Origin of the sequence: Microcystis sp. BLCC-F209 (assembly GCF_041928595.1) — a bacterium.
Lineage (GTDB): Bacteria > Cyanobacteriota > Cyanobacteriia > Cyanobacteriales > Microcystaceae > Microcystis.
This window is the reverse complement of the sequence record NZ_JBHFLL010000177.1, coordinates 42,211-55,249: the sequence shown is the minus strand read 5'-3', so window position 1 is coordinate 55,249 and position 13,039 is coordinate 42,211. Positions and strand designations below refer to the sequence as shown.

Here is a 13,039-nt window from a genome sequence, read left to right as displayed (position 1 = left end):
TCTCCCCGCTCCCTTCTCCCTAATCCATAATTCATAATTCCCTCTCCCCACTTCCCAATTCATAATTCATAATTTATAATTCATAATTCATAATTCCCTCTCCCCACTTCCCAATTCATAATTCATAATTCATAATTCCCTCTCCCCACTTCCCAATTCATAATTCATAATTCATAATTTATAATTCATAATTCCCCACTTCCCCACAGTATCGCCCAAATATGACCAACTCAGACCGAATTATTGTTCCTCTTGATGTGCCGGATTTAGAATCAGCGATCGCAATGCTCGATCTGTTGCCGGAAGTCAGTTTTTGGAAAGTGGGACTAGAATTATTTGTCAGTAGCGGTGCAGAAATTCTAGGGATTCTGCAAGAAAGACAAAAAAAGAGCTTTCTCGATCTAAAATTTCATGATATTCCCAATACGGTCGCCGGGGCCTGTCGTTCCGCCAGTCGCTATCGAGTGGATTTACTCACCCTCCACGCAACAGCCGGACGGCAAGCAATGACGGCAGCTAAGGCGGCAATCTCTGACCTGCTATCCCCGCCAAAACTTCTCGCTATCACCGTTTTAACCAGCCTTAACGCCAGGGAATTAGACCTCGACCTCAAAATTCCCCTAGAACTATCGGAATATGCCTTAAATCTGGCATTATTGGCCAAGGAATCGGGAATTGATGGGGCGGTTTGTTCTCCCCAAGAAGTGGCGCAATTACGTCGCGTCTGTGGAAAGGATTTTCTCTTAGTTTGCCCCGGAGTTCGTCCCTCCTGGTCAAGCAAAGGGGATCAAAGTCGGGTGATGACTCCGGCCCAAGCGATTAAAGCTGGGGCCGATTATCTAGTAATTGGACGACCGATCACCGGTGCGGAGGAGCCAAAGGTAGCATGGGCAAAAATTTGTCACGAATTAGCCGATATTTAGGGGTATTACTGGTTATTTTCGGGATTAACTCGCCAGCTGTTAGTCGTCCTCTTTCTAGCTGTCCGGAGGATTTAAATCTTTTAGTCGATCGCCTCTTGTCAGATTTACCCGGTTATGCTAATCGAGTTATTAGCCGCGCCCAAATCGATCAAGAATTATCTACACCGGTTTTTGTGATTATTGCCGGTCGTCCCGAATTTGCACCCCTACCTTTAACTGCCGATCAATATTCCGGTCAAATTGCCGATGACACTCAACAGGTTTTTTTTACGACTTTAGAGCGTCAGTATAGTAAAAATCGCTCTGTCACTCTCCAGAATTATCATTGGTTATTTTTAACTAAAACTGGGGAAGGATGGCGATTAGTCACGGTTTACAGTCAATTAGCTTCCCTGGAACCCACTCAAGTCCCCTTACCTCCCCTAGAAACCAGCCAAGGCACCATCGGCCAAGCGGTGCGTCTCTGGCTGCGGGACTGCGAAGCGGGTACATTGCGCTAAATTCGCTCGGCCAAAACAAAGCGATCGAAACCTGCTAGGTCGTTAATAATCTGAATTTGTCGATAATTGCCCTGATTTTCCAGCATTTGCGCTACTTTTTCCCCTTGACCGGCTCTCATTTCCACTAGCCAAAGGCCTCCCGATCGCAGATAATCGGGAGCAGTGGCCACTAGATAGCGCAGCGCGGTCAATCCGTCTTCACCTCCATCCAGGGCCAAACGGGGTTCATGTTCCCGCACTTCAATTTGTAAGTCAAGGATTTCTGCACTGGGAATATAGGGAGGATTGGACAGCATACCGCTAATCTGTCCTTGCCACTTCTCTAGGGGGGTCCACCAAGAACCCTGTTTTAAGATAATTCTGTCGGCAAAACCGGTATTGATGATATTTTCTTTGGCGATCGCTAAAGCCGTTTGACTGTAATCAATAGCATATATCTCTGCTTTTGTCAAGATACTGGCTAAACCAATAGCGATCGCACCGCTACCGGTTCCCAGATCTACCCAGATTCCCCCGTCGTCTCCTCTGACGGTTTCTCCAACAATATCGATTAATAACTCGGTTTCGGGACGAGGAATTAAGACCCCCGGGGAGACTTTCAGGGTAAAATTACGCCAGACCACCGATTCGAGCAAATACTGCAAGGGAACCCTTGCTTGCAGGCGTTTTTGCCAGCGTTTAGTAATTTCCGACCAAGAATAACTCAAGGGGATTTTTTCTCGTTCGCGAAAGGATTGTAAGCGCAGGGAAAGAGTATCTAAATCTGTCACTGCTTGCAGAAAAATATCCACTTCCTTCGGAGATATTTGCGCTTGCTCTAGATCAGCGATCGCCTGTTGGCGCCATTGACTTAATTCTTGACCGGAAATACTAGCAGTCACAAGGCTTAACGATTGGGGGCGGGGGGATTACTGGTATTATTATTAGGGCGTGGCTGATTTGCCGGGGGTTGATTGGGAGCATTTTGGTTACTATTTGCGCGGATAAAATCAATCGTTTCTTGGCTAGGAAAGAGGAGAATTTTAGTTAAAGCTTCATCGTTGCTTTGTTGTAGGGTGGCGATGACACTTTCTAGGGGAATAACATCAATTTTCACCGTGGCTGCTTCGGCGGGATTGGCTTTTTTATATTGTTCTGCCATTTGTAAAGCGGCGGCTTTTTCAAAGAAGAAAGGAATAAAATCCTGATTATTGCGACTGACCACTAGAAAATTACTCTCTTTTCCCGCTTTCGGCACAAATAAAGGGACACCACCTTGATATTGTTGACCTCTTTCACTGAGCAGTTTTTTCGCCGATTCTACTTCCGACTCTTTGGGAACAAAATCGATAATTAAACGATTTTGTTCGGTTTGACTGGTTTGCATCTTATAGACTTGTGCCAAGGAAACAGCCTGAACTTTAACTTTGCTGGCTACTTCAGGATTCTCTTTTTTCAGTCGTTCAAAAAAGTTTTCTGCGTCCTGCCGACTGATAAAAACTCCCGTGAATTTCTGTTCTTTTTCTCCCACGGCAATTAGGGGAACTCCTTGATCGTCGGCAATAGCGAAGACAGGTACAGACTGCAAGGTTCTGACGATTTGTTCTTCTGGTAAAGCGAGTGCTTTAGAATAGCTGCCCAGCAGCGAAGTCAACATTGTCGTTCCTACTAAACCAAGGGTTGCCGTCCAACGAATGAGAGATTTCATCAAAATAATTACCTCGTTATTACTATTAACCAATATTTGCCGTTAATCTGAAACTATATCGTCTGCTTAACCCCTCCGATCAGGAGTTTTCTGATGAATAACCAGCCCCGAAAGTTCCCTTTATTGGCTTGCTTCTGAACCATCATAGCTAAAAAGCTCCATATTTGGTGAGATGTGGTCGCAGCGGCGGCTAGGAAATAGGGGCAACTTAGGGGCTGATCTGGAGAATAATAGGAATTAATTGGATTTTTTAAGCTATATTTTCCGAAAAAAATCGCTTTATCTACGGTTTAAGCTTGCTTTTGCCTTCATAAGCACCAACTTAAGCTCAAAAGGCCTCCTCTTGTCGGAATCAGTTAGTCAACCGGCTACCTTTTGAGCTTGGCACTGCTAATGACTTTCCGAGAGATGGTGCGGATGGGCGATCGCTAACCGCAGCCATTGATAGGAAACTAGATTTAAAATCAGTCCAATGATCAATAAAATCGCCATGAGAGCGATTTGATACCAGGAGATCGGTCTGACCAGAAGATCGGCGATCAGATGGGCTAAATTCAAGACAGAATAGAGAATTGTCAACCAGAAATGGCCTTTTCTCAAGGAGCGACTTTCGCTAAAATTGACCCCGATAATCGCTAACATGGGCAGCAAAAAAAAGAGCAACATTCCCCAGAAAATCGGCTCAAGATTGCTGGTTTGATGACTCTCGACGAGCGATTGACCATGGAAAAGCGGCATTAACCCCAGTTGGGTGTGAAATAGGGTTCCCAAGAGGAATGTTGTCCAGAGAGCGGCAATTTTTTCGGGATATTTCGCTGTTTTCACGGTAATTATCCTCTTAATCGGTTAATATAAAAGGTCGGGCTAGGTAAGAAAGTATTCTTCAATTTTTCCTAGTCACTTATCTATACATTCTAAAAAAAGTTTCTGTATTTAAAATTACTTTTTACAAAAAAACACAAAATAGTTTTTACTGCTGATCAGCCGTGGAGAAAGGCCGCTGCTATAGTGGTAAATTTAGCTAATTCTCAATCTAAAAATGTTTATGACCACAACCACTTGCGAGAGTAACTCGATCTATCCCGTGCGTTGGCAAGATAACAAAGTTTGGCTGATCGATCAAACCCGTTTACCCATGGAGTATGGGGAAGTTGAGATCACCAGCAGTGAAGCCATGGCCCGGGCGATCGAAATGATGATTGTCCGCGGCGCCCCGGCCATCGGGGTGGCGGCTGCCTATGGTATGGTTTTAGGAGCGCAGGAAATTAAAACCGACCAGAAAGAGCAATTTCTGGCTGATTTAACTAGAATAGCCGATCGATTAGCTCAAACCCGGCCCACGGCGGTGAATTTATTCTGGGCGATCGAGCGAATGTTAAAAGTGGCCAGGGAAAGTGGCCCAGAAGTGGCAGTAATTACCAAAAATCTCCTGGAAACTGCCCACAATATCCAAAAAGAAGACGTGGAAACCTGTCGGGCGATCGGTCGCCATGGTTTATTGGCGCTGCCGGAGCAACCGGAAAAACTGACAATTTTAACCCACTGTAATACTGGTTCCCTGGCCACGGCCAGTTATGGTACTGCTTTAGGGGTAATTCGTTCCGCTTGGACAGCAGGAAGATTAATACAAGTGTATGCAGACGAAACCCGGCCACGGCTGCAAGGGGCAAAATTAACCGCCTGGGAATGTCTGCGGGAGGGAATCCCCGTCACCGTGATCACCGATAGCATGGCGGCCCACTGTATGCAGCAAAAACTGATCGATGCGGTGATTGTTGGGGCCGATCGCATTGCGGCCAATGGGGACACGGCTAACAAAATCGGCACCTATTCCCTGGCGGTGCTGGCAAAAGCTCATCATCTGCCTTTTTATGTGGCTGCCCCCCTATCGACGGTGGATTTTTCCCTTAAGGATGGTACGGGTATCCCGATCGAACAGCGCGATAGTGCCGAAATTTATCAGGTGGGAACCACTACCCTTTGCCCTAGAGATGTTAACTTTTATAACCCCGCTTTCGATGTTACTCCCGCCGCTTTAATTACCGCTATCATCACGGAAAAAGGAGCGGTAACACCGGCTGAATTAATTTTTTTACAGGATTCCTAGAGGGTAAGCTTTTTCGACAAGATACTCACTAAAATTAGAACGTAGGTTGGGTTGAAGCATGAAACCCAACGCCGGCATGGGTTACGCTACCGCTAACCCATCCTACAAATAATTTTGCCTCCTTGCTTAATAATCCTAATGAGTCTCCAAATGTATCCTTTTTTGAACGAAAATGCCTAAGTCCCAATGAGTCTCCAAATGTATCCTTTTTTGGACGAAAATGCCTAAGTCCCAATGAGTCTCCAAATGTATCCTTTTTTGAACGAAAATGCCTAAGTCCCAATAGGCTAAAAAATTAATTAAACCAGAGCTTGGTTCTATTCTAGGAAAATCCAAGCATCTCAAAGATAAGTAGGTGGGTGGAATTAAATATAAAATAAACGTAGGTTGGGTTGAAGCATGAAACCCAACGCCCGCATGGGTTATGCTACCGCTAACCCATCCTACAAATAATTGTGCCTACCTACTTATATTCTTCTTAAAATTATCTTGGCTCTTCTAGGTTCTGTGTGATATTTTTTGCCGATCAAATTCTGAAATGTTTACTGGGAAAGACTTTTAGGGCTATGCTGTGAATAAATAAACTATCAGTATAGGCCTCGTTTCCACACAGAAACCAGAAAAGCCAAATCCTTGCATAATCGAGATTTGAATGATATTATAAAGGAATAATTAAAGCAGAAAATTCTGGGTGATTTGGGTAGATTTGAGTATATTTTAGGGGAGGCTAAGTATATTTGCCATCTCTGCTTTTAGTAAGTATCAATAAAATCAACCGGAAAAAGGGGATTGCCGAATGAAGAATAAGAAAGCGGAATTCAGAGAAGGAAGAAGGGAGTGAAGTCAATGTTAAGGAGCGACTCTAATAATCGAACAGCCAAAATTATCCAATCATCACTTACTTCGGCGAAACTGGTCAAAAAATATGGATAAAGTGCGGGTTATCGTTGTAGAAGATCACGATTTAACCCGCATGGGCTTAGTGGTGGCTCTCCAGCATCGGGAAGGTATTCAAGTGGTAGGGGAAGCGATCAGTGGATTACAGGGACTGAAACTGCTAGAGGAGACTAAACCCGATGTGGCGATCATCGATATAGGTTTACCCATGATCGATGGGATCGAGTTAGTGCGACGCTTCAAACAAAATTGGGGCGAAGACCCCCTGGCCACGAAAATCCTTATGCTAACCATGCACAAAACCCCAGACCTGATTTTAGCGGCTTTTGGTGCTGGGGCTGATTCCTACTGTATGAAGGATATTAGCATCGATAAATTAGTCGAGGCGATTTATTCCACCCACGAGGGCAATCCTTGGATCGATCCTGCGATCGCAGATGTGGTTCTGCAACAAGTGCGCCCAAATTTTGCCGTCGGTGTGGCTACCGGGTCGAAAACAGTGGTAATTCACGGCCTTGACCCAGAATATCGTCAATTATTGGAAAATGCGCCCCTAACGGAACGAGAGCTAGAAATTCTCGATCTGATTGTCGCCGGTTGTAGTAATGCCGAGATTGCCGAGCGACTCTATATCACCATCGGCACGGTGAAAACCCATGTCCGCAATCTCTTAAATAAACTCTCTGTGGATGATCGGACTCAAGCGGCAGTGCTGGCCCTGCGATCGGGATTAGTAGATTAAAAAAAACGGCATCCTACCCGGGTAGGATGCCGGCTCGCTCAAAACCAAAAACTAGACTTGGGCCACCACTTTTGCTTCGGCTGCCATTAGTTTTTCGTAGGTTTCACGCATTTTGAGACCGACCAATACTTGGAATAAACCCGTACCATTGGTGGAACCGGGATAATCCTTGTGTTTGAGCAGTAATTCCGTCATTTCACCGTAGTATTTAGTGCCAGTTTTGCTCAAATGGCTTTCGATGTAGATCATTTCTTCTAGGTTATCGAATTGACCATCTAGTTCCAGAATCGACACTTCATTGCCCAAGAAGCCATCTGGACCATAGTAGAGTTTAATACCGGGATAAGTGCAGGTCAATTTACGACCACAGGGCCGCCAATCGATGGTGGAACCTTCATCAAACAGATAAGCGGGTTCAAAGTTTTCTACCCCTTCTTTCTGGATTAAACGGACTCGCAGTAATTTACTTTCGTGATCTTCAAGTAATTTGGTGGGCAGCACTTGAATCACCACGTCAGCGTACTGTCTTTGGGGATCGATATAGGCACTGAAATCGGGTTTTCTAGAATTAATGGCCGCCATCACATCATCATAGGTGTGACCGCGCTCGGCCATATCCCGTTGAATTTTCCAGTTAACTTTGACTTCATCGCTAATATCGAGATAAACGCTGAAATCTAATAGAGACCGGACTCGTTCATCATATAAGGGGTGTAGTCCCTCGATCACGATTACCTTATTCGGTTCGATGATTTCGGGGGGATCGATCATCCCCGTTTCATGATTATAAATAGGTTTATTAATGGCTTGACCTCCCTTGAGAGCTTTAATCTGCTCATACATTAGGTCAAAGTTATTCGCTTTCGGATTGAGTGCGGTGACACCCACCTCTTTTCTCTGTTTGCGATCGAGGCAATGGTAGTCATCTAAACAGATCACTGTCATAAACTCGGCCCCGAATAAATCGGTCAAACGACGTAAAAAAGTAGATTTCCCACAACCGGAGTCCCCAGCTACACCGATTAGAACCACGCGTTCCGGCTTATTGGCCATAGTTTCCCTCTAAATACACAACTAATTGTTAACCCTATAGTATTTGACATACCCCACGCCGTAAACGGACGTGGATTCTTCTCGCATCACTGCTGAGAATTTCTGGCTCAACGAGTCCACTTGAATTAGATTCCTGGCGAAATCCAACCCAGAGGTGGTTCTCTCCTCAGACTTTCGCGACCTTACAGAAGCCTGTTCTCGTATGCCCTACGATACAGTTCAAAACCTCTAAAATAATTGGTTTCTTTGGTACTTGACGCTGAGAGCTTTTCCCTATAGGAGCATTCCCCTATAGAACCCCATAACTCTAGTTTTCAAGGTGCGTTCATCGGTTGATGACTGGGTTTTTTAAGCGGTTGCTTACCCTGCCCGCTATTCTTGATATCATACATCATATCAAGTCCCCCTAAAAGGGCGGGGCTTTAAACCCAATTTTTCGGTAATTAAACCTGACTCTGGATCCAGCAGTACCCCGCCGCCAGAAATTTCTGCTGCTGACAGGTTTGGCAAGAGCCCCACGCTAGAATGAGTAGGTATTTAATACTAGATTCTCTGTTCAGATCATACCAGAATCAGTGACCAAAATCAGTTATCAGTTATCAGTTATCAGTAAACAGTGATCAGTGAAAGGACAGCACTGTTAAGTAGGGATTGCTGAATAAATCTAAAAACCTTGTTGGATAAGGCTTTTAGACTTTTTTTCCCTGAAAAAGTGCCGACCATTGGAGTGATTGGGGGGAAAATTCAGGTAATTTTTCCCTGAAAATTAGGTAATTGACCACCTGAAAATGGGTAAAACCCCACACCCCACACCCTGCCCCTAGGAAAAGCTTTTTGCCGCAAACCCTATTTACTCCTCCTTACTGAAAACCCATATCTGATAACTGCTAACTGATCACTGATCACTGATTACTGAGAGGGTGCGGTGGATGTGGAGAAATTTAGTCATTTCCTCCGCTGCTAGGGGACCACTGATGCGATTGCCTTGCATTCTCTCACAACCTAATTCTTGCAGGATTTCTAATTGTTGCTGGGTTTCTACTCCCTTGGCGATCGCTATTAAGTTAAAACCTTTCGCTATCGCCAACAATGACGCGATAAAACGGGTATCTTGGGGATTATTAGTCAGGTTTTTCGTTAAAGATTGCTCTATTTTCAGTTTTTTCACGGGAAATTGACCGAGATAGGCGATCGATGCGTAACCGCTGCCAAAATCATCGAGGGTGATACTAATACCCAATTTCTGCAAATCCCCAAGAATTCGACTGGTTTCGCGGCTATTTTCCAGTAAACTTGTCTCGGTTATTTCCATCTCCAGAAAGAAAGGCCCGATTTTGCTTTCAGTCAAGACTTCTTTGAGGATGGTGAGCAACTGGGGATCCCGCAATTGGTGTGGGGAGAGATTGATCGAGAGGGGAGTGTATAATAATCCCCGCTGCTGCCATATTTGTGCCTGTTGACAGGCATTTTTCAGTACCCAACGATTAAGCTCAAAGATTAACTCGCTTTCTTCGACTAAGGGTAAGAAACGATGGGGAGCGATTAATCCGAATTGAGGGTGTAACCAGCGCAATAATACCTCTAACCCTTCCACTTGTCCCTGAGTAATATTAACTTGCGGTTGATAGTAAAGAGCTAATTCATTATTTCTGATGGCCTGATAGAGAAAATATTCAACTTTAGAACTACGAGGGTTTTTAGGTTGAACATTAACTGACTCTATCCTGGAGTTATTATTGATATTATTCTTGACCGCTACTAAATTTTCCTCCAGTTTCTGTAAAATTACTTTTCTATCTGTGCCGACGGAGGGACAGATAACTGAACCTAAATTTAATCGCACGGCTAGGGAGTGATTTTCGATTTCGTAATTCTTTTCTAGGTTTTTAATAATTCTTTGACTAACTTTTTCCAGATCATTAGCATTATTAATTTGTGGCAGCAGTATAATAAATTCGTCCCCTCCCCAACGAGCGACGATATCCCCTGATCGCAAATTTTTTCTTAACCGTTCACTGACGATTTTTAAGAGCTTATCTCCCAGTCGATAACCTAGTCGATTGTTGACATTCCTTAGCCCCTCTACGTCCACTAATAACAGACCGAGCAGTTGATTAGTTTTCTGGGCATTATTAATAGCATTTGACAGATATTCATTAAAGAGAGAATGGTTAGGCAAATCCGTGAGATCATCGAGGAAAGATTCGTCTTGAGTCCTGTGATCAAAACTAATAGTCTGGGATGGGGAATGATGGAGAATTAAGGTACTTTTGGCGTGGAAGTTATTCTGGCTATAATTGGCTTCATTTTCCGTCAGATCAACTCTTAACTGTCCCAAACTTTTAACAGGTGCTTGCTCTATTCTTTCTTGATTAGCTATTAAATGAAAACTGGCATTTATCTCACAACCAAAGTTAATTAAATCCCCATCTTTTAATTCATGAACTAAGCATTTAGCACCATTAACATAAAGACCATTATGACTTTTATTTCCCTCTAAATCCCCATCCAGAATCCAATAGGAAAAATTTTGGCGATCAATACTCTTTTTAATTAAAGTCGCATGATAGCGAGACGCGTGTTTAGAGCGAAGAACAATTTGATTATCGGACTTACGGCCGAGAGAATATTTTACGTCTTCTAGGGTAATTGTTCTTCTCCCTTGCGGATCTTCCACAATGAGGAGATAACGGGAATTGGATGAACCATTAATCATTTTTTCGGTGCCTCGACAAAATATAAGTTAATATGCTCCCTCAAAAGTCATGGCTTATTCGTCTTTAACTTAATTTATTTTCTCAATAAAGTGTTAGGTGTGATTCGGAACAGCTACTTAACAGGAATTGCGTCACATCTTCTGGTTTTAAGGCTGAGTCAACCAAAATCCTTGTACTTCTTCCAATTCTGTTCTAGGCCGATTATAGTCGATAACATGGCTAAATGCTCGGTTTTTTACGGTAAAGATTAGATAAAGGTTCGATCGATCTTCAAACTGTCGAGGGGATATTTATCAATATAACTTAAGAAGGAATAGCCGGCATCAAAATTATCTAAAACTAACTGTACCCCCAATTCCTTCGCTTCAAGCTGACCCCGCTCCCAGGCAGTCTGAACGAGTAATTTAGCTAGTCAACAGCTGACCGACAATCGGCAATTATCGGTCATCCCCAAACCAGTACAAATGTATGAACAACCCCCGGCAGCATCCCACTTGCCCCTAGACCTCTTGCAAAAATCAAAAATCTGACCTTAGGTGAGGAGTCAGGAGCCAGTAGTCAGGAGTCAGCAGAATTAAGAATGAGCATTAATCAATTAAATGCTCTATTTAGAGATTTTATGCAATTTTATGTCTATTTTTCTCATTTTTGCACTCTCGAAAATTAATTATGCAAGAACTCTACTTGCCACTTCCCCACGGTGGGGGGTAGAATCCCCCAAGAGTCCAAGATTAAGTGATAAAATCAGAAATAACGCCCAATTTTAGCAGAGATTTTCCCTTTAAAAATTCTCACTTAGTCAGTTTCAAAAATGAGATGTACCCCCGAGGAGTTCTCCCTATGGATAGCAACCGATTAATCGAAGAATTAAAAAATCCCGACTTTTATCCTCATGCAGTAAAAATTCCCGTTGAAATTATTCAAACCCATGCTTCAATTATCTTCTTGACGGGAGATTATGCCTATAAAGTCAAGAAACCAGTTAATTATAATTTTTTGGATTTCTCCACTTTAGAAAAGAGAAAATATTATCTAGAACAGGAACTAGAGTTAAATAAAAAAATAGCCGCCAATATCTATCGGGAAGTTTTGTCAATTAATGAAGAACAGGGTAGCATAAGTTTAAATGGCAAAGGAAAGGTGATCGAATACATTTTAAAAATGAATCAGTTTCCCCAAGAATGTTTACTGAGTAAAATTTTTGAACGGGGAGAACTAACGGAAAAAGCGATCGAGTCTTTGGCTGAAAAGGTGGCACAATTTCATCGGCAAGCTCTGACTAATTCCTATATTACTCAGTTTGGCAATTTGGAAATTGTTAAACAAGCTTTTGATGAAAACTACCAACAAACCGAGAAATATATTAATTTTGTCCAAACCCAAAAACAATACGATGAAACAAAAGCTTATACAGATAAATTCTTCGCAAAACACCAAGATTGGTTAGAGGAAAGACAAATAAAAGGGATGATTCGTGAATGTCACGGCGACTTACATTTAAATAATATCTGTCAGTGGCAGGGAGAAATACAATTATTTGACCGCATAGAATTTAATGAATCTTTTCGCTTCGTTGATGTCATGTATGATCTTGCTTTTACAGCCATGGATTTAACCGCTAGGGGGAGAGAAGATTTCGCTAATTTATTTGTCAATACTTATTTAGAACAAACCGCCGACTGGGAGGGTTTAAAAGTCTTGCCTCTCTACCTGACTAGACAAGCTTATGTGAGGGCAAAAGTCAATAGTTTTCTGCTTGATGGTGAGACTTTTTCCGAGAAAATTAAAGCCAATGCACAGGATTATTATCAATTAGCTTGGCAGTACACCCAACCGCAGAAACCGAGATTAATTCTGATGTCGGGATTTTCTGCATCGGGTAAAAGTACCATAGGGAAAGTAATTGCTAAAAATCTTAATGCTATTCAGATTCGTTCCGATGCAGTTCGCAAACATTTGGCTGGAATTGACTTAAATCAAACAGGAAGTCTAGATATATATAGTCTCGAAATGAGTCAAAAAACCTTCGCTAGACTGGCGGAATTAGCCAGAATTTTAATAGCTTTAGGTTATCCAGTTATTCTCGATGCACGCTACGATAAATATGCTTGGCGAGAACCCTTATTAACCTATGCCCAAAATTTACAGATTCCTTTTCATATTGTCCATTGTCACGCACCTATAGAAGTTTTAAAACAACGGATTGCCGCTAGAAAAGGCGATATTTCTGATGCTACTATCGAGGTTTTAAATGCCCAAATTGAGCAAACAGAACCTTTTAATGAAAAAGAACAACCCTATCTAATTTCCCTAGACACTACTAACCCCAATTGGCCAGAATTTTTAGAGAGTCAATTAGCTAAATAGCTTGAGATGCACCCAATGATATAGCCATTCTTATAAAGTAGCAAGA

At 42.7% G+C, this 13,039-nt stretch carries 11 protein-coding genes; 5 read left to right on the top strand and 6 right to left on the bottom strand.

Translation table 11 applies throughout. The annotated features are described in order from the left end of the window. Window positions 1-221: 221 nt before the first annotated feature. Both pyrF and ACE1AQ_RS11315 read left to right on the top strand, forming a co-directional pair. On the top strand, window positions 222-923 hold the full coding sequence (pyrF, locus tag ACE1AQ_RS11320) for an orotidine-5'-phosphate decarboxylase (RefSeq protein WP_374808435.1): 702 nt from the start codon (window positions 222-224) through the stop codon (window positions 921-923). Continuing rightward, window positions 887-1,423, top strand: coding sequence for a hypothetical protein (locus ACE1AQ_RS11315; protein ID WP_149977349.1), 537 nt, complete (start codon window positions 887-889; stop codon window positions 1,421-1,423). The genes pyrF and ACE1AQ_RS11315 overlap by 37 nt, the downstream gene beginning before the upstream one ends. Here ACE1AQ_RS11315 and prmC read toward each other — a convergent pair. The 3 genes from prmC to ACE1AQ_RS11300 all read right to left on the bottom strand — a co-directional run bounded on the left by prmC (window position 1,420) and on the right by ACE1AQ_RS11300 (window position 3,935). Further along, a complete protein-coding gene (gene prmC / locus ACE1AQ_RS11310) occupies window positions 1,420-2,304 on the bottom strand; it encodes a peptide chain release factor N(5)-glutamine methyltransferase (RefSeq protein ID WP_149979353.1) in 885 nt (294 codons plus the stop codon). The genes ACE1AQ_RS11315 and prmC overlap by 4 nt on opposite strands. A 5-nt stretch (window positions 2,305-2,309) precedes the next feature. Beyond that, window positions 2,310-3,110 (bottom strand): Tic22 family protein, encoded by an 801-nt coding sequence (locus tag ACE1AQ_RS11305; protein ID WP_008200214.1) that lies wholly within the window; start codon window positions 3,108-3,110, stop codon window positions 2,310-2,312. Between the two features lie 390 nt (window positions 3,111-3,500). After that, the gene (locus ACE1AQ_RS11300) at window positions 3,501-3,935 is read right to left on the bottom strand and encodes a hypothetical protein (protein WP_110544386.1); all 435 of its coding nucleotides are present in this window, start codon (window positions 3,933-3,935) and stop codon (window positions 3,501-3,503) included. 220 nt (window positions 3,936-4,155) lie between these two features. Here ACE1AQ_RS11300 and mtnA point away from each other — a divergent pair, with 220 nt between their 5' ends. After that, window positions 4,156-5,217 carry an S-methyl-5-thioribose-1-phosphate isomerase gene (gene mtnA / locus ACE1AQ_RS11295; RefSeq protein ID WP_110544404.1) on the top strand — a complete coding sequence of 354 codons (1,062 nt, stop codon included), beginning with the start codon at window positions 4,156-4,158 and terminating at the stop codon, window positions 5,215-5,217. A 925-nt stretch (window positions 5,218-6,142) separates the two neighbouring features. Next, the gene (locus ACE1AQ_RS11290) at window positions 6,143-6,856 is read left to right on the top strand and encodes a response regulator (RefSeq protein ID WP_374808432.1); all 714 of its coding nucleotides are present in this window, start codon (window positions 6,143-6,145) and stop codon (window positions 6,854-6,856) included. 51 nt (window positions 6,857-6,907) lie between these two features. On the opposite strand, the gene ACE1AQ_RS11285 is transcribed toward ACE1AQ_RS11290, so the two are convergent. The 3 genes from ACE1AQ_RS11285 to ACE1AQ_RS11275 form a co-directional block, all read right to left on the bottom strand. Then, complete coding sequence (locus ACE1AQ_RS11285) at window positions 6,908-7,909, bottom strand: phosphoribulokinase (RefSeq protein WP_002750016.1); 1,002 nt, start codon at window positions 7,907-7,909, stop codon at window positions 6,908-6,910. Window positions 7,910-8,804: 895 nt separating this feature from the next. Continuing rightward, window positions 8,805-10,625, bottom strand: coding sequence for an EAL domain-containing protein (locus ACE1AQ_RS11280; RefSeq protein WP_008200231.1), 1,821 nt, complete (start codon window positions 10,623-10,625; stop codon window positions 8,805-8,807). Window positions 10,626-10,873: 248 nt separating this feature from the next. Next, window positions 10,874-10,981: an EAL domain-containing protein gene (locus ACE1AQ_RS11275; RefSeq protein WP_071989022.1), complete on the bottom strand. Its 108-nt coding sequence runs from the start codon at window positions 10,979-10,981 to the stop codon at window positions 10,874-10,876. A gap of 485 nt (window positions 10,982-11,466) precedes the next feature. On the opposite strand from ACE1AQ_RS11275, the gene ACE1AQ_RS11270 reads away from it, so the two are divergent. Continuing rightward, window positions 11,467-12,993, top strand: a complete 1,527-nt coding sequence (locus tag ACE1AQ_RS11270; RefSeq protein WP_106909897.1) for a bifunctional aminoglycoside phosphotransferase/ATP-binding protein — start codon at window positions 11,467-11,469, stop codon at window positions 12,991-12,993. The last annotated feature ends 46 nt before the right edge of the window (window positions 12,994-13,039 follow it).